The sequence below is a fragment of the Halomonas sp. JS92-SW72 genome (genome assembly GCF_003547075.1).
In the GTDB taxonomy this organism is placed as follows: Bacteria; Pseudomonadota; Gammaproteobacteria; order Pseudomonadales; family Halomonadaceae; genus Halomonas; species Halomonas alkalicola.
Window position 1 is genome coordinate 3,017,403 of sequence record NZ_CP032147.1, and the last position, 18,515, is coordinate 3,035,917.

20 protein-coding genes are annotated in these 18,515 nt (G+C 67.8%); 13 read left to right on the forward strand and 7 right to left on the reverse strand.

The window, feature by feature from the left end; all coding sequences use genetic code 11:
* On the reverse strand, window positions 1–1,008 hold the full coding sequence (locus D1793_RS14135) for a LacI family DNA-binding transcriptional regulator (protein ID WP_119022728.1): 1,008 nt from the start codon (window positions 1,006–1,008) through the stop codon (window positions 1–3).
* A gap of 95 nt (window positions 1,009–1,103) precedes the next feature.
* On the reverse strand, window positions 1,104–2,039 hold the full coding sequence (locus D1793_RS14140; RefSeq protein WP_205527554.1) for a 3-hydroxyacyl-CoA dehydrogenase: 936 nt from the start codon (window positions 2,037–2,039) through the stop codon (window positions 1,104–1,106).
* Window positions 2,040–2,541: 502 nt separating this feature from the next.
* Here D1793_RS14140 and hisD point away from each other — a divergent pair.
* The 3 genes from hisD to D1793_RS14155 all read left to right on the forward strand — a co-directional run bounded on the left by hisD (window position 2,542) and on the right by D1793_RS14155 (window position 4,885).
* Complete coding sequence (gene hisD, locus D1793_RS14145) at window positions 2,542–3,852, forward strand: histidinol dehydrogenase (RefSeq protein WP_119022729.1); 1,311 nt, start codon at window positions 2,542–2,544, stop codon at window positions 3,850–3,852.
* Complete coding sequence (locus D1793_RS14150; RefSeq protein ID WP_119022730.1) at window positions 3,849–4,601, forward strand: glucose 1-dehydrogenase; 753 nt, start codon at window positions 3,849–3,851, stop codon at window positions 4,599–4,601. Before hisD ends, D1793_RS14150 begins: the two co-directional genes overlap by 4 nt.
* A gap of 89 nt (window positions 4,602–4,690) precedes the next feature.
* A complete protein-coding gene (locus tag D1793_RS14155; protein WP_119022731.1) occupies window positions 4,691–4,885 on the forward strand; it encodes a hypothetical protein in 195 nt (64 codons plus the stop codon).
* A 385-nt stretch (window positions 4,886–5,270) separates the two neighbouring features.
* On the opposite strand, the gene tyrS is transcribed toward D1793_RS14155, so the two are convergent.
* Entirely contained in the window at window positions 5,271–6,470 is a 1,200-nt protein-coding gene (tyrS, locus tag D1793_RS14160) for a tyrosine--tRNA ligase (RefSeq protein ID WP_119022732.1), read from the reverse strand.
* 115 nt (window positions 6,471–6,585) lie between these two features.
* Between tyrS and D1793_RS14165 the strand changes: the two genes are divergently transcribed.
* A complete protein-coding gene (locus tag D1793_RS14165) occupies window positions 6,586–7,725 on the forward strand; it encodes an anhydro-N-acetylmuramic acid kinase (protein WP_119022733.1) in 1,140 nt (379 codons plus the stop codon).
* Between the two features lie 40 nt (window positions 7,726–7,765).
* Here D1793_RS14165 and D1793_RS14170 read toward each other — a convergent pair whose 3' ends face one another.
* On the reverse strand, window positions 7,766–8,908 hold the full coding sequence (locus D1793_RS14170) for a PilT/PilU family type 4a pilus ATPase (protein ID WP_119022734.1): 1,143 nt from the start codon (window positions 8,906–8,908) through the stop codon (window positions 7,766–7,768).
* A gap of 49 nt (window positions 8,909–8,957) precedes the next feature.
* Window positions 8,958–9,992 (reverse strand): type IV pilus twitching motility protein PilT, encoded by a 1,035-nt coding sequence (locus D1793_RS14175; protein WP_119022735.1) that lies wholly within the window; start codon window positions 9,990–9,992, stop codon window positions 8,958–8,960.
* 66 nt (window positions 9,993–10,058) lie between these two features.
* Here D1793_RS14175 and D1793_RS14180 point away from each other — a divergent pair, with 66 nt between their 5' ends.
* The 7 genes from D1793_RS14180 (at window position 10,059) to D1793_RS14210 (ending at window position 14,958) form a co-directional block, all read left to right on the forward strand.
* The gene (locus D1793_RS14180) at window positions 10,059–10,778 is read left to right on the forward strand and encodes a YggS family pyridoxal phosphate-dependent enzyme (RefSeq protein WP_119022736.1); all 720 of its coding nucleotides are present in this window, start codon (window positions 10,059–10,061) and stop codon (window positions 10,776–10,778) included.
* A gap of 70 nt (window positions 10,779–10,848) precedes the next feature.
* Entirely contained in the window at window positions 10,849–11,673 is an 825-nt protein-coding gene (proC, locus tag D1793_RS14185) for a pyrroline-5-carboxylate reductase (protein ID WP_119022737.1), read from the forward strand.
* Between the two features lie 80 nt (window positions 11,674–11,753).
* Complete coding sequence (locus D1793_RS14190) at window positions 11,754–12,335, forward strand: YggT family protein (RefSeq protein WP_119022738.1); 582 nt, start codon at window positions 11,754–11,756, stop codon at window positions 12,333–12,335.
* Between the two features lie 46 nt (window positions 12,336–12,381).
* On the forward strand, window positions 12,382–13,539 hold the full coding sequence (locus D1793_RS14195) for a homoserine O-acetyltransferase (protein ID WP_119022739.1): 1,158 nt from the start codon (window positions 12,382–12,384) through the stop codon (window positions 13,537–13,539).
* Entirely contained in the window at window positions 13,539–14,138 is a 600-nt protein-coding gene (metW, locus tag D1793_RS14200) for a methionine biosynthesis protein MetW (RefSeq protein ID WP_110070055.1), read from the forward strand. Before D1793_RS14195 ends, metW begins: the two co-directional genes overlap by 1 nt.
* Before the next feature lie 26 nt (window positions 14,139–14,164).
* Window positions 14,165–14,620, forward strand: coding sequence for a DUF4426 domain-containing protein (locus D1793_RS14205; protein WP_119022740.1), 456 nt, complete (start codon window positions 14,165–14,167; stop codon window positions 14,618–14,620).
* Window positions 14,617–14,958, forward strand: a complete 342-nt coding sequence (locus D1793_RS14210; protein WP_119022741.1) for a Rieske 2Fe-2S domain-containing protein — start codon at window positions 14,617–14,619, stop codon at window positions 14,956–14,958. Before D1793_RS14205 ends, D1793_RS14210 begins: the two co-directional genes overlap by 4 nt.
* Here the strand turns inward: D1793_RS14210 and sfsA are convergent.
* Together sfsA and D1793_RS14220 are read right to left on the reverse strand one after the other, a co-directional pair.
* Window positions 14,917–15,690, reverse strand: a complete 774-nt coding sequence (gene sfsA / locus D1793_RS14215) for a DNA/RNA nuclease SfsA (protein WP_119022742.1) — start codon at window positions 15,688–15,690, stop codon at window positions 14,917–14,919. The two genes, D1793_RS14210 and sfsA, sit on opposite strands and share 42 nt — an antisense overlap.
* A gap of 9 nt (window positions 15,691–15,699) precedes the next feature.
* Window positions 15,700–16,860: a pyridoxal phosphate-dependent aminotransferase gene (locus D1793_RS14220; protein ID WP_119022743.1), complete on the reverse strand. Its 1,161-nt coding sequence runs from the start codon at window positions 16,858–16,860 to the stop codon at window positions 15,700–15,702.
* A 236-nt stretch (window positions 16,861–17,096) separates the two neighbouring features.
* On the opposite strand from D1793_RS14220, the gene dksA reads away from it, so the two are divergent.
* Window positions 17,097–17,534 (forward strand): RNA polymerase-binding protein DksA, encoded by a 438-nt coding sequence (gene dksA / locus D1793_RS14225; RefSeq protein WP_119022744.1) that lies wholly within the window; start codon window positions 17,097–17,099, stop codon window positions 17,532–17,534.
* 84 nt (window positions 17,535–17,618) lie between these two features.
* Complete coding sequence (gluQRS, locus tag D1793_RS14230; protein WP_119022745.1) at window positions 17,619–18,515, forward strand: tRNA glutamyl-Q(34) synthetase GluQRS; 897 nt, start codon at window positions 17,619–17,621, stop codon at window positions 18,513–18,515.

Below are 18,515 nucleotides of genomic sequence, written 5' to 3' on the forward strand. Positions count from 1 at the left end.
TCAGACTGCGCGGCGGACACTGCTCCTGATGATGGGAACCACGGGGAGGGTAAGCTGCACCGGGGAGAGCTGGCCTTCACGAATCTGCTCCAGCAGCAACCTCGATGCCGTGGCCACCATCTCTTCAAGTGGCTGACGCACCGTGGTCAGCTGGTAGCTGGGCCAGGATGCCACCGGCGTATCATCGAAGCCGATCACCGAAACGTCTTCCGGCACACGGCGGCCAAACTCGGATCGCAGCGTTTCGATGACGGCAATGGCCATATGATCATTGGCGGCGAAAATGGCATCGGGATAGGGAGGTGCCGCGAACAGGCGACGCGTCGCCTCGCACGCCTTGTCGAATCGGTAATCCCCACACTCCTCGGCCCAACACGCCACGCCTTCCTCCGCCAGGGCATCGAGAAAACCGCGCCGACGATAGGCCCCGGTAGAGGACGTCGGCAAACCGTTAAGGAAAGCGATACGCGCATGACCCTGGGCGACCAGGTAGCGTGCCGCCCAGTAGCCCCCATGGTAATTATCGCCGGAAACCTGACTGACCCCGGCAGAATCGACGGTCCGGTTGATCATCACCACCGGAATGCTGCGGTCGACGCACTCCTGGGCAAAGGGTGTCGCCAGCGACGCCGCAAGCATCAGGATCCCTTCGGCCTGGCTCTGGAGAATCTCCGACATGATGCCTTCGGTATTGCCATCATCGCTCACCAGAAACAGCAGGAGGTGATAGCCCTCGGCCTGGAAGTACTGGGAAGCCTTCGCCAGGGTCAAGGCATAGAAGGGATTATCCAGCTGAGAGACCACCACGGCGATGGTGCGCGACGAACGCGTGATCAGGGAGCGGGCGATGGTATTGGGGCGATAGCCGAGCTGCCTGGCAGCCTCTAGCACCTTCTCTCGGGTCTTGTCGGAGATGCTGGCATTGGGTGAAAAGCAGCGACTGACGGCCGACTGCGAAACACCGGCAAGCTGCGCGACTTCGCGGGAAGTCACGGATTTCTTCTTCATGGACCCTACTCAACGGTCAGATGGGAAGCGTATATAAGCATTGGTTCAGATCACAGGCAGAAGGCCTTCGGCTGCCCAGCGGGCAGCCAAAGGGGTCAGCCGTCCGCCTGAGCGCGCAGATGAGCACTCAGCGCCATCAGGCGGCGATCGCGCCACTCCTGGCGCTCGGCAATGGCCGCGCCGGGCAGCCGATCTCGCCGCTCCTGGCTCAAGGCAGCCAGGGTGTCGCTCGCCCAGGGGTCATCACCGCCACGCTCGCGGTCGACTTCCCGATATAGCGGTCCGTAGCGCCGGGCGTAGTCGACCACACCAGCGGGGGCGTTGAGGTCGATGGTCTCGAAGGGGCCCATGAAGGCCCAACGCAACCCGAGCCCGTGGCGCACCGTCTTGTCGAGGTCTTCAGCGGAAACATAACCGTCACGATAAAGTCGGAGTGCCTCGTTGAGCAGCGCGCCCTGAAGGCGATTGAGCACGAAGCCCGACAGCTCCTTTCTCACCAGGATGGGCGCCTGCCCGACGCTCTCCATGAGCTGCAGGGTACGTTCAACCGCCGCGTCCGCGGTAGCGGGTGTCGGTACCACCTCCACCAGCGGAATGAGATAGGGCGGATTGACGGGGTGAGCCACCAGGCAACGTTCCGGATGTTCGAGGTGGCTCGTGAAGCGCGACGCCGCGATCCCCGAGGTGGAACTGGCCAGGATGGTCTCGGCCGACACCACGGACTCCAGCTCGGCGTAGAGCTGCTGCTTGAGCGTGCAGTCCTCTGGGCCACACTCTTGAACGTAGACAACGCCGGCCATCGCCTCGGCGAGGCTCGCCTCCGTGTGGATACGTGCCATGATCGGTTCCACCGCCTCGACCAGGCCGGCACGCTGGAGGTCTTCCAGGGACTGGCGAATGGCGCCCAAGGCGTTGCTCAGCGCGTCCCGGTCCACATCGTAGAGAGTGACCGGCAATCCGGCCCGGGCAAACACGATGGCCCAGGCCCGACCGATCAACCCGGCTCCCGCCACGCCTACCTGCATTGTCATGGGCTCGACTCCTGTTCGGTATGTGGTTGTTATTGCAGCGATGTCACCTGGGACTCGCGAACTCCAACTGGGCAGTCTTCAGCGTCCAGGCAAGTCGACGCAAGCCAGGTCGTGACGATGACAGCATATCGATGAGTACGCGACCCGGCACTGGCAGGGACGTCACTCTCCAGAGCATGCATGAATACGTATTCAATATAAGCATGAATCCCCCGCATGCAAGCTTCGCCAGCACACACCTCACACCTAAGCATGCCTTGGCTGCCGACGGGGAGCGCACGTCCAGACAGTACTAGACGATAGTCGCAAGCGACCCTTACTCACCCAGTACCTCATTCGACAATACATCAGTAACTAACTGTATTAAAAGCAATAGTCTCGTTACTGCCTGCCTGAACCGCTTTCAGCTCCAGTCATTGCATTCGTATGCAAAGACGACTAGTTTTGAACCTAGTCGAACAAGCTTCGCCACACACTTCGCAGAAAACAGACGGGGCAGCCCATGATTCGCCATCTCAAGTCAGGTACGTCCACCGAGGCCCGAGCCGAGGCCGACCGCAAGGTCAGGGAAACTGTCGAGCAGACCCTCGCCGCCATCGAAGCCAGGGGTGACGATGCCGTCCGCGAGCTATCCGAAAAGTTCGACAGCTGGTCGCCGGCCTCCTTCCGGCTGACCCAGGCCGAGATCGAGCAGGCCATGTCGGAAGTCTCCGCACAGGATCTCGAGGACATTCGGTTCGCCCAGGCCCAGATTCGAAAATTCGCCGAGGCCCAGTTGGCCTCCATGCAGACCGTCGAGGTGGAGACTCGCCCCGGAGTGGTGCTGGGCCACAAGCACCTCCCGGTCAATGCGGTGGGTTGCTATGTGCCTGGCGGCGCCTATCCCATGGTCGCTTCCGCCCACATGAGCGTACTCACGGCCAAGGTGGCCGGCGTCAAGCGGGTCGTGGCGGCCGCCCCTCCCTACAAGGGCAAGCCGCACCCGGCCATCGTCACCGCGATGCACCTGGCCGGCGCCGATGAGATTCTGGTACTTGGCGGCGTGCAGGCGGTTGGCGCCATGGCGATCGGCACCGAGAGCATCGCGCCGGTCGACATGCTGGTCGGTCCGGGCAATGCCTTCGTCGCCGAAGCCAAGCGACAGCTCTTCGGCCGGGTCGGTATCGACCTCTTCGCGGGCCCCACCGAGACGCTGGTCATCGCCGACGATACGGTCGACGGCCTCCTGTGTGCGACCGACCTGCTGGGCCAGGCCGAGCACGGCCCCACCTCACCGGCCGCCCTGCTGACCAACTCCGAGGCTCTCGCCAAGGAGACCATGGCCGCCATCGATGAGCTGCTCACCAAGCTGCCCACGGCAGAAATTGCCCGTCAGGCGTGGGAGAGTTATGGCGAGATCATCGTCTGCGACTCTCATGAGGAGATGCTCCAGGTGGCCGACGAGATGGCCTATGAGCATGTGCAGGTGATGACCGAAGATCCCGAGCTCTACCTGCAGCGACTAACCAACTATGGCGCGCTCTTCCTCGGCCCGCGCACCAATGTGGCCTACGGCGACAAGGTGATCGGGACGAACCACACCCTGCCCACCAAGAAAGCGGCGCGCTATACCGGCGGGCTGTGGGTCGGCAAGTTCCTGAAGACCTGTACCTATCAGCGAGTGCTGACCGACGAGGCATCGGCCGAGATCGGCAGCTACTGCTCACGCCTCTGTGCCCTGGAGGGCTTTGCCGGGCACGGCGAGCAGGCCAACGAGCGCGTGCGCCGCTACGGCAAGCGCGACGTCCCCTACGCTTCCGCGGTTGACGCATGAAGTTGCCGACCACGCCAAGCCTGCGTCTGGATGGCCGCCGAGCCCTGGTGACAGGTGCCAGCCAGGGCATAGGGCTCGCGGCGGCCTGCGCCCTGGCGCAGGCCGGTGCGGCCGTTACCCTGGTGGCACGCAACGCCCAGCGTCTCGACGAGCTGGTCGCGGCGCTGCAGGCAGCCGGCCATCAGGCCGAGGCGCTGGCCCTGGATGTCCAGGACCTGGACGCGGTGCAGAGCGCGCTGCGTGGCCGTCGTTTCGACATCCTGGTCAACAACGCCGGCACCAACCGCCCCAAGCCGATCGACCAGGTCTGTGCCGAGGACTATGCCGCCGTCATGGACCTCAACGTGCGCGCCCTCTATTTCCTGACTCAGGCCGTGGTCGAACACATGCCCCAGGGCGCCAGCGTCATCAACGTATCGTCGCAGATGGGCCACGTCGGCGCGGCCAATCGCAGCCTCTACTGCGCCTCCAAGTCCGCCGTGGAAGGCATGACCCGGGCCATGGCGGTAGAACTCGGGCCGCGGGGCATACGCGTCAACAGCGTCTGTCCCACCTTCATCGAGACACCAATGACAGCGCCGTTTTTCCAGGAGCCCGGCTTCCTGGAAGCCGTGCTGGCCAAGATCCCGCTGGGACGACTCGGCCAGCTGGAGGACGTCATGGGCCCCGTCGTCTTCCTCGCCTCACCCGCTGCTGCCCTGGTCACGGGCAGCGCCCTGATGGTGGATGGAGGCTGGACCGCCCACTGACGTCATGGTCACGCCCCACCGGGGACGTGACCGCCTTCCTTGTTTGAACGCATGACAACAACACAACAATCTCCAGAAGGGAGCACCACATGAAGAAGATGACCAAGTTTGCCCTCACCGGCCTGGCCGCCGGCGTGGCACTGGCCGCCCTGTCGCCAGCGCCCTGCGAGGAAGGCGTATTCTACCGATTCGCTTCAGCGTGTCAAGCGGCGGTGGGCGGTGCTCAGCACCCCGTCCGATTTCCGCTGACTGCCTACCTCATCCTGCCGAGGCGCTGCGAATAGAGCCCTCAGCGAGCCCTGCAGAACAAGTGGTGCGCATTCTAGCGAATCCGCGGCGCGTGTCAAGCGAGTAGATTTTCGAAACTTTCAAAAACCCGAAGCAGAACAACCACTTCTACCACCTGTTACCGCCTGCAACCTTGCTGGTCACCGGCAGCGGATGCGTACTTTACGGCTTCCCCCGGCCCGGGGCAAGCCCTCTCTGTAAAAAAGTTTCAGGATAATGGCAGAACGGCGAATCCGGGGAGTCAGCACACCGCCCGAACCATCCACAGCGCCGCGGCGAAAGGGGCTGTGGATAGATCGGCGAACGGCGACCGGAAACGACTGCGCCCGCACTTGGGCGGGCGCAGCGTCCACTGGCCTGGGCCAGTCGGATCATGTCCGACTACTTGAGCGTCACCCGGGCGTAGCGCTTCTTGCCCGCCTGGATCACGTAGCTCTGGCCGGTCGCCAACATATGATCTCGCTCGACCACCTCGCCATCCACCTTGACCCGGCCGTTGCCGAGCATGTCCTTGGCCTGGGCGCTGTTGTTGGCCAGGCCGGAGCGGTTGAGCACCGCCGCGATGGGCGCCTGCTCGCTGCCCTCGAAGCCCACCTCCACCTCGGGCAGATCCTCCGGCAGCTCGCCCTCGGCCAGCTGGTTACCCGCGAAGCGGTGCGCATTGGCCGCCGCCGCCTCGCCGTGGTAACGCGCGATCAGCTCGCGGGCCAGGATCATCTTGATGTCCCGGGGATTGGCACCGCCCTCGACGTCACGCTTGAGCGACTCGATCTCCTCGTTGGACTTGAGCGAGAGCAGCTCGAAGTAGCGCCAGATCAGGCTGTCCGGCATGGAGACCAGCTTGTTGAACATGGCGCCCGGCGCCTCGTCCACGCCGACGTAGTTCCCCAGCGACTTGGACATCTTCTGCACGCCGTCCAGCCCTTCCAGCAGCGGCATGGTGATCACCACCTGGGGCGTCATGCCGAAGTGCTTCTGCACCTCGCGCCCCATCAGCAGGTTGAACTTCTGGTCGGTGCCGCCCATCTCGATGTCGGCCTCCAGCGCCACGGAGTCGTAGCCCTGCACCAGCGGATAGAGGAACTCGTGGATGGAGATCGGCTGTCCCGCCTTGTAGCGCTTATCGAAGTCGTCGCGCTCGAGCATGCGTGCCACAGTGCTCTGGGCCGCCAGCTCGATCATCTTGGCGGCGGTGAGCTCGCCGAACCACTCGGAGTTGAAGCGCACCTCGGTCTTTTCCGGGTCGAGGATCTTGAACACCTGCTCCTTGTAGGTCTGGGCGTTGGCGCGGACCTCCTCCTCGGTGAGCGGCTTGCGGGTGACGTTCTTGCCGGTGGGGTCGCCGATACGACCGGTGAAGTCGCCGATCAGGAAGATGATCTGGTGGCCGAGATCCTGGAACTGACGCATCTTGGTCAGCAGCACGCTGTGCCCCAGGTGCAGATCGGGGGCGGTGGGATCGAAGCCCGCCTTGATCCGCAGCTTGCGCCCGGACTCCAGCTTCTTGATCAGCTCCTCTTCCAGCAGGATCTCCTGGGTGCCTCGCTTGAGCAGCGCCAGTGCGCTAGCCACGTCGCTCATTGTCTCCTACTCCACGTGTACGGTTGCCGGGCCCCGGCGGGGGCCATCGATTGGGCCAGGATGGTAGCATGAGTCGACGCCTTGCGGTGACGCCCCAACGACCCGAGAGAGTGCCATGTCCCTCTATATAGGCCTGATGTCCGGCACCAGCCTGGACGGTATCGACGCCGCCCTGGTGGAGATAGACGACACCTCAGCCAGCGGCTGCCCCCGCCTGCTGGCCTCCCACGCCGAGCCGATGCCCGCGGCGCTGCGCGAATCTTTGTGGGCGCTGTGCCACGCCGCGGGGGCAGGCTTTGCCGAGCTGGCGGCGGCGGAGGACGCCTTCTGCCGGCTCCAGGCCCAGGCCGTGGCCACGCTGCTGGCGGCGAGCGGCACGCCCCGCGAGGCGGTGGAGGCCATCGGCAGCCACGGCCAGACCATCGAGCACGCCCCACAGGGGCACGCCGGCGGGCCCGCCTATACCCTGCAGCTCGACAACCCCAGCCTGCTGGCCGAGCTGACCGGGCGCTGCGTGGTGGCCGACTTCCGGCGCCGCGACCTGGCGGCCGGCGGCCAGGCGGCTCCCCTGGCGCCCGCCTTCCACGAGGCGCTGTTTCGTGCCCCCGGCGAGTGGCGGCTGGTGCTCAACCTCGGCGGCTTCGCCAACCTGACCCTGCTGCCACCCGCCGAGGACCCGAGGGCCCCGCTCGGCTTCGACTCGGGGCCGGCCAACGCCCTGCTCGACGCCTGGCACGCCCGCCATCGCGGCGGCGATTTCGATGCCGACGGCGCCTGGGCGGCCTCGGGGCGGGTAGACGAGGCACTCCTGGGTCGGCTGCTGGCGGAGCCCTTCTTCCACCTGCCGCCGCCCCGCAGCACCGGGCGCGAGCTGTTTCATCTCGACTGGCTGGAGGGGCACCTGACGGGGCAGGAGCGCCCCGAAGACGTGCAGGCCACCCTGGCGGAGCTGACGGCACAGAGCGTGGCGCTGGCGGTGGCCATGGCGCGCGAGCGACTCGAGGCTCCCACCGCTGCGCGGCTGATTCCCTGCGGCGGCGGCGCCCACAACCGCGACCTGCTGGCCAGGCTCGACCGGCACCTGCCCGATTCGCGCCTTGCCGATAGCGAGGCGTGGGGCTGGCCGGCCGACTGGCTGGAGGCCGGCGCCTTCGCCTGGCTGGCCTGGCGAAGGCTGCACGGCATGCCCGGCAACCTGCCCTCGGTCACCGGCGCCGCCGGCCCCCGGGTGCTGGGCGGGGTCTACGCCCCCTGAGCCACGGCGCCAGGGGCGGGCCGGCCGCCGCCCTGCCGGGTCAGAAGTCCTCGTCGCGCTTGAGCGAGAGCTGGCTTGCCGCCTCGCGTGCCTGGGCCAGCCCTTCGCTGCCGGCGTCACCGTACTTGATCATCATGCGCAGGTCGTTGGCCGAGTCGGCGTGCACCAGCGCCACCTCCTCGGTGATCTTGCCCGCCCGGAAGAGGTCGTAGAGCGCCTGGTCGAAGGTCTGCATCCCCAGGTCTCGGGAGCGCGACATCACGTTCTTGATCTCGTTGACCTCGCCCTTGCGTACCAGATCGCCGATCAGCGGTGACTTGAGCATGATCTCGATGGCCGGGCAGCGGCCACCATCCACCGTGGGCAGCAGCTGCTGGGCCACGATGGCGCGCAGGTTGAGCGAGAGGTCGAGCCAGATCTGCTCGTGCCGCTCGTGGGGGAAGAAGTGGATGATGCGATCCAGCGCCTGGTTGGCGTTGTTGGCGTGCAGGGTCGCCAGGCAGAGGTGGCCGGTCTCGGCGAAGGTCAGCGCATGCTCCATGGTCTCCCGGGTGCGGATCTCGCCGATCAGGATCACGTCGGGCGCCTGGCGCAGGGTGTTCTTCAGCGCGACCTCGAAGGAGTCGGTGTCGATGCCCACCTCGCGCTGGTTGATGATCGCCTTCTTGTGCGGATGCACGTACTCGATGGGATCCTCGACGCTGATGATATGGCCCCCCAGGGTCTCGTTGCGCTGCTGGATCATCGAGGCCAGGGTGGTCGACTTGCCGGTACCGGTGCCGCCCACCACGAACACCAGGCCACGCTTGTTGTTGGCCAGCTCGCCCAGCACCGGCGGCAGCGACAGCTCCTCCAGGTGGGGGATCTCGAAGGCGATGCGCCGGATCACCATCGCCTTCTGGTTGCGCTGCTGGAAGGCGCTGACGCGAAAGCGCCCCTTGTCCCTGAGGCTGAGCGCGAAGTTGGCCTCGCGCTCGACCTGGAAGCGCGCCATCACCGCCTCCGGGATCGACGCGCTGACCAGCTCGTCGACCTGGGCCACGGAGAGCCCCTGGTCGCCCAGGGGAGTCAGCTTGCCGGCCATCTTGAGGGTCGGCGGTGCATTCACCGAGATCAGCAGATCCGACGCCTCCTTCTGCACCATGATATCCAGCAGCTGGTAGAGCCACTCTTTCGCCGTCATGTCCCTGCTCCTCTTCCCCGTTGTTCCCTGCCGCGCGGCCGACCCCCGGTCAGTTGGCCAGCACGCCCTTGGCCTTGGCCTGCGCCTCGTCGCGCGCCACCACGTTGTCCGCCACCAGCTTGGCCAGCGAGGCATCGAGGGTCTGCATGCCCAGGTTGCCGCCGGTCTGGATGGCCGAGTAGATCTGCGCCACCTTGTCCTCGCGGATCAGGTTGCGCACCGCCGCGGTGGCGATCAGGATCTCGTGGGCCGCGACGCGCCCGCCGCCCATGCGCTTGAGCAGGGTCTGGGAGACCACCGCCTGCAGCGACTCCGAGAGCATCGAGCGCACCATGGATTTCTCATCACCGGGGAAGACGTCGATGATCCGGTCGATGGTCTTGGCCGCCGAGGTGGTGTGCAGGGTGCCGAACACCAGGTGACCGGTCTCCGCCGCGGTCAGCGCCAGGCGAATGGTCTCCAGGTCACGCAGCTCACCCACCAGGATCACGTCGGGGTCCTCGCGCAGGGCGCTGCGCAGCGCCGGGGCGAAGCCGTGGGTGTCGCGGTGCACCTCGCGCTGGTTGATCAGGCAGCGCTTGCTGCGGTGAACGAATTCCACCGGGTCCTCGATGGTGAGGATGTGCTCGTAGCGGTTATCGTTGATGTAGTCGATCATCGCCGCAAGCGTGGTGCTCTTGCCCGAGCCGGTGGGACCGGTCACCAGCACCAGGCCGCGGGGCAGCATGGAGAGCTGACGGAAGACGGTGCCGAGGCCGAGGTCCTCCAGGGTCAGCACCTCGGAGGGAATGGTACGGAACACCGCGCCCGCGCCACGCGCCTGGTTGAAGACGTTGACACGGAAGCGCGACACGCCGGGCACCTCGAAGGAGAAGTCGGTCTCGAAGAACTCCTCGTAGTCACGGCGCTGGCGGTCGGCCATGATGTCGTAGATCAGCTTGCGGACCTCGCGGTCCTCCATGGCTGGCACGTTCAGGCGGCGAATGTCGCCATCGACCCGGATCATCGGCGGCAGGCCCGCCGAAAGATGCAGGTCGGAGGCCTTCTGTTTTGCCGAGAACGCCAGCAGTTCGGTAATATCCATGCGTTTTCCCTTGCTCCCGAAGCCCTGGTGACATCTTGTAATGTTCAGTATGACAGAGCTTGCCACATGACGGCCCCTTCTGCCTCCACCCCCCTCGCCGAATCGCTGGCCGCGGTGCGCCGGCGCCTATCCGCGGCCCTGGCGGATGCCGGCCGGCCGACCGAGGGCGCGCAGTTGCTGGCGGTCAGCAAGACCAAGCCGGCGGCGCTGATCCGCGAGGCCTGGCATCTCGGCCAGCGCGAGTTCGGCGAGAACTATGTCCAGGAGGCGCTGGCCAAGCAGGCCGAGCTGGCCGACCTCGACGGCATCGTCTGGCATTTCATCGGCCCGCTGCAGTCGAACAAGACCCGCGAGGTGGCCGAACACTTCACCTGGGTACACAGCGTAGACCGTGAGAAGATCGCCCGGCGTCTGAACGATCAACGCCCGGAGGCAATGCCGCCGCTCGAGGTCTGCCTGCAGGTCAATATCAGCGACGAGGCCACCAAGTCCGGTGTGAGCCTCGCCGAGCTGCCGGCGCTGGCCGAGGCCGTGCTGGCGATGCCGCGCCTGCGCCTGCGCGGCCTGATGGCGATCCCGGCCCCGGCCGAGACCCCCGAGGCCCAGCGAGAGCCCTTCGCCCACCTGCGCGAGGCCCTGGAGGCGCTGCGCCGCCGCTTCCCCGGGGCGCCGCTGGACACCCTCTCCATGGGCATGACCAGCGACCTGGAGGCCGCCGTGCGGGAGGGCGCCACCCTGGTGCGGGTGGGCACCGCCATCTTCGGGGAGCGCGAACCACCCCGCTGAGCACCGACCGAACAACGTAGCCGCCGGATGCTCCACCGGCTCCATTCGACGAGCGATACAGGACACCCCCATGGCCACCAGAGTCACCTTCATCGGCGCCGGCAACATGGCCAGCGCCATCATCGGCGGCATGATCGACAGCGGCTTCTCGCCCTCCGCGATCACCGCCACCTCCCCGAGCGACGCCTTCCTGGCCCCGGTGCACGAGCGCTACGGCATTCACACCAACACCGACAACGTTGCCGCGGTCGCCCAGGCCGATGTGGTCGTGCTGGCGGTGAAGCCGCAGATCATGAAGGAGGTCTGCGAGGGGCTGGCCGGCGTGGTGCAGCGCCAGCGCCCGCTGATCATCTCGGTGGCCGCCGGCCTCGATGCCGCCACCCTGGAGGCCTGGCTGGGCGGCGACCTGCCGCTGGTCCGCTGCATGCCCAACACCCCGGCCCTGGTGGGCGCCGGCGCTTCCGGCCTCTGTGCCAACGCCCGCGTCAGCGACGAGCAGCGGGCCCTGGCCACCGAACTGATGGAGGCCGTGGGCCTGGTGGAGTGGGTCGAGGAGGAGCACCTGCTCGACGCCGTCACCGCCGTCTCCGGCAGCGGACCGGCCTACTTCTTCCTGATGTTCGAGGCCATGGAAGAGGCCGGCGTCAAGCTGGGCCTGCCTGCCGACACGGCCCGCCGCCTGGCCATGCAGACCGCGCTGGGCGCCGCGAAGATGGCCATGGCCAGCGACAAGTCCCCCGCGGAGCTCAAGCGCAACGTGATGTCGCCGGGCGGCACCACCGAACGCGCGATCGAGCACCTCGAGGCGGCCGAGCTGCGCCGCATCATCGCCGAGGCCATGGACGCCTGCGCAGCACGCGCCCGTGAGATGGCCGCCGAGCTCGGCGGCCGCTAGTTCCAGGATCAGTTCTAGTTCCAGGATCAGTTTCAAGGGGCCGCCGGGCGGCGGCCTGCCCACGACATGGAGGAACCCTCATGGGAAATGCCGGCCTGCTGCTGATCAACACGCTGGTCAACCTGTACATCTTCCTGCTGATGCTGCGCTTCCTGCTGCAGGCGTCTCAGGCCGATTACTACAACCCCATCAGCCAGACGGTGGTCAAGATCACCCAGCCGGCGGTGCGCCCCTTTCAGGGCTTCCTGGGCCCGGTGCTGGGTCGCTTCGACATGGCCACCCTGGCCGCCGGCTTCGTGATCAAGGCAGTGAGCATTATCGTCATCCTGCAGATGGCCGGCTTCGGCATGGCGCCGGTCGCCGCCGTGGCCATCGGCGCGGTGGCGGCGTTGGCCAACGCCATCCTGAAGATCTACTTCTTCGCGCTGATCGCCATGATCATCCTCAGCTGGGTCTCCCCCAACGCCAGCCATCCCGGGGCGCTGCTGGTGATGCAGCTGGTGGAGCCGATCATGGCGCCGCTGCGCAAGGTGATCCCGCCGCTCGGCATGATCGATCTGTCGCCCATCGTGGCATTCATCGCCATCAGCCTGATCGATGGTATCGTGGTGGGTTCACTGACCCGCGCCGCCGGCGTGGCCGGCGCCCTGGTCGGGCTCTGAGGCCCGCCCTCAGCGCCCACCGCAACGACTGGACACGGAACGACTGATGCCCGAGTTTCCTGGTGACTCGGTCGGCCTGGTGACGCCCCAGACGGCGCACTTCGACGACCCCCTGGCCCTGGCCTGCGGCAGGACGCTGCCGGCCTATGACCTCGTCTACGAGACCTATGGCACCCTCAACGCCGAACGCTCCAACGCGGTGCTGATCTGCCACGCGCTCTCCGGCCACCACCATGCGGCCGGCTACCACCGCGACGACGAACGCAAGCCGGGCTGGTGGGACGCCCATATCGGCCCCGGCAAGTCCATCGACACCAACCGCTTCTTCGTGGTCTCGCTCAACAACCTGGGGGGCTGCCACGGCAGCACCGGCCCCAGCTGCGAGAACCCCGAGAGCGGCCGGCTGTGGGGGCCGGAGTTTCCCATGATGACGGTGGGCGACTGGGTGAACAGCCAGGCGCGGCTGGCCGATCGCCTGGAGATAGAGCGCTTCGCCGCGGTGATCGGCGGCAGCCTGGGCGGCATGCAGGCGCTGCAGTGGACGCTGGCCTACCCGGAGCGGGTCGCCAGCGCCGCAGTGATCGCCGCCACCCCCAAGCTATCGGCGCAGAACATCGCCTTCAATGAGGTCGCCCGCCAGGCGATCCGCTCGGATCCGGACTTCCACGACGGCTGGTACACCGAGCACGACACCGTGCCGCGCCGCGGCCTCAAGCTGGCCCGCATGGTGGGGCACATCACCTACCTCTCCGAGGACGCCATGGGCAGCAAGTTCGGGCGCGACCTGCGCACCGACGACCTCAACTTCGGCTTCGACGTGGAGTTCCAGGTGGAGTCCTACCTGCGCTATCAGGGCGACACCTTCTCCACCTCCTTCGATGCCAACACCTACCTGCTGATGACCAAGGCGCTGGACTACTTCGACCCGGCCGCGGCCCACGGCGGCGACCTGGCCCGGGCGCTGGCCCCCGCCACCTGCCCCTTCCTGGTGGTCAGCTTCACCACCGACTGGCGCTTCCCGCCCTCGCGCTCCCGGGAACTGGTCAACGCCCTGGTGCGCGCCGGCAAGCCGGTCAGCTACGCCAACATCGACTCGACCCACGGCCACGACGCCTTCCTGATGCCGGAACCCCGCTATCAGGCGGTGTTCGCCGCCTTCATGGACCGCGTGGCCGGCGACCTCGGCCTGGAGACGCGCGCATGATGAACCGCCCCGACTTCAAGCTGATCCACGACTGGGTGCCCCCGAACGCCCGCATCCTCGACCTGGCCTGCGGCGATGGCAGCCTGCTGGCGGCCCTGGCGCGCGACAAGAATGTCACCGGCTACGGCCTGGAGATCGACCCGGACGGCATCACCGCCTGCATCGCCCGCGGCGTCAACGTCATCGAGCAGAACCTCGACGAGGGGCTCGCCAACTTCGATGACGACGCCTGCGACCTGGTGATCATGACCCAGGCCCTGCAGGCGCTGCGCCGCCCCGACCGCATGCTCGACGAGATGCTGCGGGTGGCCAGCGAGGCGATCATCACCTTCCCCAACTTCGCCTACTGGCGCCATCGCGTGCACCTGGGGATCCGCGGCTACATGCCGGTCTCCAAGTCGCTGCCCCACGCCTGGTACGACACCCCCAACATCCACCTCTCGACCTTCAACGACTTTGAACAACTTTGCCGCGACAAGGGTCTGATCATCGTCGACCGGGCGGTGGGCATCGGCGACCACGAGGGACACTGGACCTCGCGGCTGTGGCCCAACCTGTTCGGCGAAATCGCGATCTTCCGGGTCACCCGACGCGCCTGACCCGGCAACGGCAAAGAGGGTTCACGATGAGGCAAGGCGTCCTGAAGGGCCTGCTCGCCGCCGGCCTGATGCTGCTGGCCGGCACCGCCGCCGCCCAGCAGTACGAGCAGGTCGGCAACTATCAGGTCCACTACAGCGCGGTGAACACCAGCTTCCTGCCCGAGGAAGTCGCCCGCGAGCACAATATCCAGCGCAGCCAGGTGATGGCGCTGCTCAACGTCAGCGTGCTCGAGGAGCGCGAGGACGGCACCACCCGCGCCCTGCCGGTCTCGGTGAACGGGACGGTCGGGGGACTCGCCAGCGGCGACGCCCGCACCCCGCTGAGCTTTCGCACCCTGCGCAGCGGCGACGCTGCCTCCCAGATAGCGGTATTCCGCATCCACGACGACGAGGCGATGCGCTTCGACCTGGAGGTCCTCCACGACCGCAACGCGGAGCCGGCCCGGGTCAGCTTCATCCAGCGCTTCTACATCGACCGGTGAGACAGCCGCCTGGGGCACCCCTCGCCCACCTCGACCAGCTGGCCGACACCGCGGCGCTCGGGGTGACGCTGCCCGACGGGCGTGCGGCCTTCCTGGTGCGGGTGCATGGCCGGGTCAGCGCCTTCGAGAACCGCTGCTCCCACCGGGGCGTGCCGCTCGAGGCCGAGCCCCACCGCTTCCTCGAGGCCGGCGGTGAGCTGATCCAGTGCGCCATGCACGGCGCCCTCTTCCTGCCCGAGAGCGGCGAGTGCGTCTTCGGCCCCTGCCAGGGCAGGCGCCTCGTGGCGATTCCGATCTCAGTCGACGCCGAGGGGCAGGTCCACCTCGCGATGGAGTGAGACCGCAAGCGAGGGGCCCAGGCGGATCGCCACCGGCACGCCGCCCCGGCGCACCACCTCGCAGCGCTGCGCCAGCACCTCCACGCCGCGCGCCGCCGCCGTGCGCAGGGTCGCCGCATAGGCGGGATCCAGGTGCGCCGCCGGCGCCACGTCCTCGATGCCCTCGTGGGCCACGCAGAACAGCAGCACCGCGCGCTGGCCGCGCTCGGCCAGCGCCGCCAGCACCTCCAGATGCTTGCGGCCCCGCTCGCTCACCGCGTCGGGGAAGTAGCCGTGGCCGTCGGCCTCCTTCAGGGTGACCTGCTTGACCTCCACGAAGGCGCCGCCGCGCGCGGGGTCGTCCAGGCGGAAGTCGAGCCGCGCCGAGAGCCCACCGTCCAGCACCACCCTTGCCTCGCGCTTCAGGTCGGCGTAACCGGCGAGCCCGGGCACCCGGCCCTCGCGCAGGGCCTCCTCGACGATGCGGTTGGCCCGCCCGGTCTGCACCGAGGCCGCGGCCAGGGTGCCATCGGGCTGGGGCAGCTCGATCAGCTCCCAGGTCCAGGCCAGCTTGCGCGCCGGATTGTCGCTGGGCGAGAGCCACACCCGGCAGCCGGGCACGTTCACGGCCCGCATGGAGCCGGTGTTGGGGCAGTGGGCGGTGACCTCGCGGCCGTCGTCGAGGCGCACGTCGGCGAGGAAGCGCTTGTAGCGCCGCAGCAGCGTGCCCGGCACCAGCTCGGGGTAGTCCATGCGCGCCCCCTACTGCCGGGCCAGGAAGCGTGCGAGACGCGCCACCGCCTCCTCCAGCCGCACGATGCCGGTGGTGAAGGCGATGCGCACGTGATGCTCGCCGCCCGCGAGGGCGAAGTCGATTCCCGGCGTGATCGCCACGTTCTCCTCCTCCAGCAGGCGCCGGCAGAAGGCCTGGCTGTCGTTGCTGTAGCGGGAGATATCGAGCCACAGGTAAAAGGCCCCCTGGGGCGGCAGCGAAGGCGCAAGCCCCAGGGGTGCCAGGGCCGCCAGCAGGGCGTCGCGGCGACGCGAAAGCTCATGGCGACGGGCCTCCAGAATCTCCCGGCACTCGGGCGTGAAGGCCGCCAGGGCGGCGTGCTGGGCCGGGGTGGGGGCGGCCAGGAAGACGTTCTGGGCCAGCCGGGTGAGCGGCTCCACCGCAGCCTCGGGCGCCAGCAGCCAGCCCAGGCGCCAGCCGGTCATGCCGAAGTACTTGGAGAAGCTGTTGACCACGAAGGCGTCCGAGGTGATCGCGGCCACCGAGAGTGGCTCGAGGTCATAGCAGAGCCCCTGGTAGATCTCGTCCACCAGCAGGTGGCCGCCCCTGGCCGCTACCGTCGCGGCCACGGCCGCCAGCTGCGCCTCGTCGAGCATATGGCCGGTGGGGTTCGAGGGGGTGGCCAGCATCGCCAGCCGGGTGGTGTCGCGCCAGTGGGCCTCGACCAGGCCGGCATCCAGCTGCCAGCCGCTGGCCGGCCCCACCGGCACGGCGTCCACCTCGGCGCCGGCCAGGGCCATGAAGTGGCGGTTGCAGGGGTAGTTGGGGTCGGCCATCAGCACGCGGTCGCCGGGGCCGGCGAGCAGCTGGCTGGCCAGCAGCAGCGCCCCGGAGGCGCCGGGGGTCACCAGGATGCGCCGCGGGTCGACCTCGGCGCCGAAGTGCTCGGCATAGTGGCCGGCGATCGCCTCGCGCAGCGCCGGCAGTCCCGCCGCCGGCGTATAGCGGGTATGGCCCGCGGCCAGGGCCGCCTGGCCAGCGGCCACCACCGGGGCCGGGGTGGGAAAGTCGGGCTCGCCCACCTCCAGGTGGATGACGTCGTGGCCGGCCGCCTCGCGGGCCTGGGCGGTTTCCAGCAGGCTCATCACCCGGAAGGGGGCAACCTTATCGATGCGTGCATTCCACGCCATGGCGGGCTCCTGTGGCAGACGACCGACGCCAGGGAGCCTTGCTCCCGCGGCGTGGTCACAGTGTCATATGATCGAGGGCCCATAGTGTAGCGACTTTGGTGGCAAGGCCGCAGCCGGCGGGGAGGGCGAGGTTGCAAACCCCCGGTTTTTCCGCTAAACAAGCATCCCTTTGGCGTGAGATACCTTGCACCCAGGCAGGTATTGATCAGCAGTCACTCAAGTAACGAGGCAGTCCCATGCCAGTAGCCGACAAGAAAGCGGAAGCTCCCAAGAAGTTCACCCCCTACGAGCCGGCGGCGGGTGAAGAGTACATGAACGAGCAGCAGCTGGAGCACTTCCGCCAGATCCTGCTGGGCTGGAAGCAGGAGCTCATGGAAGAGGTGGACCGCACCGTGCGTCACCTGCAGGAAGAGGCGAACAACTACGCCGACCCGGCCGACCGCGCCACCCAGGAGGAGGGCTTCAGCCTGGAGCTGCGCACCCGGGATCGCGAGCGCAAGCTGCTCAAGAAGATCAACGAGACCCTCGACAAGATCGACGAGGATGACTACGGCTTCTGCGAGGCCTGCGGCGTCGAGATAGGCATCCGCCGCCTCGAGGCGCGCCCCACGGCCACCCTGTGCGTCGACTGCAAGACGCTGGCCGAGCTCAAGGAAAAGCAGCTGGGCGGCTGATCCAGGCATGCCGATGGCCTGCATGAACCCTCGCAACGGGCACCCCTGGGTGCCCGTTCGCGCGTCTGATGGCGGGAGCCGCCCATGAGCCACTACCGCGGCCGCTTCGCCCCGACCCCGTCGGGCCCGCTGCACTTCGGTTCGCTGGTGGCCGCCCTGGCCAGCTTCCTGGATGCCCGCCGCGCCGGCGGCGAGTGGTGGCTGCGCATCGAGGACATCGACCCGCCGCGCTGCCCGCCGGGTGCCGCCGACGAGATCCAGCGCCAGCTCGCGGCCTTCGGCCTGCACTGGGACGGCCCGGTGCTCTGGCAGCACGACCGCGGCGACGCCTATCAGGCGGCCCTCGACCGCCTGGTTGCACTCGGCCTGGCCTATCCCTGCAGCTGCTCGCGCAAGCAGTGGCGCGAGCATGCGGTCTACCCCGGCTGGTGCCGCGAGGGCGTGCGCGAGCCCGGCAGGCCAGTGGCCTGGCGGCTGCGCAGCGACCTGGGCCTGCATCCGGTGGTCTGGCAGGACCGCCTCTTCGGCGAGCAGCGCTTCGATCCCGCCGAGCTCGGCGACGTGGTGCTCAAGCGCAAGGATGGCCTCTGGGCCTACCAGCTCGCCGTGGTGGTGGACGACGCCGGGCAGGGGATCAGCGACGTGGTGCGTGGCTTCGACCTGCTCGACAACACTCCCTGGCAGCGCCAGCTGCAGCACGCCCTGGGCTACCCCGCGCCGCGCTACCTGCACCTGCCGCTGATCATCGGCGAAGGGGGCCAGAAGCTCTCCAAGCAGAACCTGGCCCCGGCCCTGCCCACCGACGGCGACGCGGTGCGCCCCCTGCTGCATGCCGCCCTCGTGGCCCTGGACCAGGCCCCGCCCGCCGGGCTCCGCGGGGCGCCAGTGGCGGAGCAGCTCGCCTGGGCCATCGCCCACTGGGAGGTCTCCCGCATCCGCCCCGAGCCACACCGAACGCGCGATGCGCTCCGGTCCGACTGA

What these genes read in the sequence shown, in the direction of transcription:
- D1793_RS14135 (WP_119022728.1), bottom strand. Translation starts at nt 1,008, where the DNA reads ATGAAGAAGAAATCCGTGACTTCCCGCGAAGTCGCGCAGCTTGCCGGT.
- D1793_RS14140 (WP_205527554.1), bottom strand. Translation starts at nt 2,039, where the DNA reads ATGACAATGCAGGTAGGCGTGGCGGGAGCCGGGTTGATCGGTCGGGCC.
- hisD (WP_119022729.1), top strand. Translation starts at nt 2,542, where the DNA reads ATGATTCGCCATCTCAAGTCAGGTACGTCCACCGAGGCCCGAGCCGAG.
- D1793_RS14150 (WP_119022730.1), top strand. Translation starts at nt 3,849, where the DNA reads ATGAAGTTGCCGACCACGCCAAGCCTGCGTCTGGATGGCCGCCGAGCC.
- D1793_RS14155 (WP_119022731.1), top strand. Translation starts at nt 4,691, where the DNA reads ATGAAGAAGATGACCAAGTTTGCCCTCACCGGCCTGGCCGCCGGCGTG.
- tyrS (WP_119022732.1), bottom strand. Translation starts at nt 6,470, where the DNA reads ATGAGCGACGTGGCTAGCGCACTGGCGCTGCTCAAGCGAGGCACCCAG.
- D1793_RS14165 (WP_119022733.1), top strand. Translation starts at nt 6,586, where the DNA reads ATGTCCCTCTATATAGGCCTGATGTCCGGCACCAGCCTGGACGGTATC.
- D1793_RS14170 (WP_119022734.1), bottom strand. Translation starts at nt 8,908, where the DNA reads ATGACGGCGAAAGAGTGGCTCTACCAGCTGCTGGATATCATGGTGCAG.
- D1793_RS14175 (WP_119022735.1), bottom strand. Translation starts at nt 9,992, where the DNA reads ATGGATATTACCGAACTGCTGGCGTTCTCGGCAAAACAGAAGGCCTCC.
- D1793_RS14180 (WP_119022736.1), top strand. Translation starts at nt 10,059, where the DNA reads ATGACGGCCCCTTCTGCCTCCACCCCCCTCGCCGAATCGCTGGCCGCG.
- proC (WP_119022737.1), top strand. Translation starts at nt 10,849, where the DNA reads ATGGCCACCAGAGTCACCTTCATCGGCGCCGGCAACATGGCCAGCGCC.
- D1793_RS14190 (WP_119022738.1), top strand. Translation starts at nt 11,754, where the DNA reads ATGGGAAATGCCGGCCTGCTGCTGATCAACACGCTGGTCAACCTGTAC.
- D1793_RS14195 (WP_119022739.1), top strand. Translation starts at nt 12,382, where the DNA reads ATGCCCGAGTTTCCTGGTGACTCGGTCGGCCTGGTGACGCCCCAGACG.
- metW (WP_110070055.1), top strand. Translation starts at nt 13,539, where the DNA reads ATGAACCGCCCCGACTTCAAGCTGATCCACGACTGGGTGCCCCCGAAC.
- D1793_RS14205 (WP_119022740.1), top strand. Translation starts at nt 14,165, where the DNA reads ATGAGGCAAGGCGTCCTGAAGGGCCTGCTCGCCGCCGGCCTGATGCTG.
- sfsA (WP_119022742.1), bottom strand. Translation starts at nt 15,690, where the DNA reads ATGGACTACCCCGAGCTGGTGCCGGGCACGCTGCTGCGGCGCTACAAG.
- D1793_RS14220 (WP_119022743.1), bottom strand. Translation starts at nt 16,860, where the DNA reads ATGGCGTGGAATGCACGCATCGATAAGGTTGCCCCCTTCCGGGTGATG.
- dksA (WP_119022744.1), top strand. Translation starts at nt 17,097, where the DNA reads ATGCCAGTAGCCGACAAGAAAGCGGAAGCTCCCAAGAAGTTCACCCCC.
- gluQRS (WP_119022745.1), top strand. Translation starts at nt 17,619, where the DNA reads ATGAGCCACTACCGCGGCCGCTTCGCCCCGACCCCGTCGGGCCCGCTG.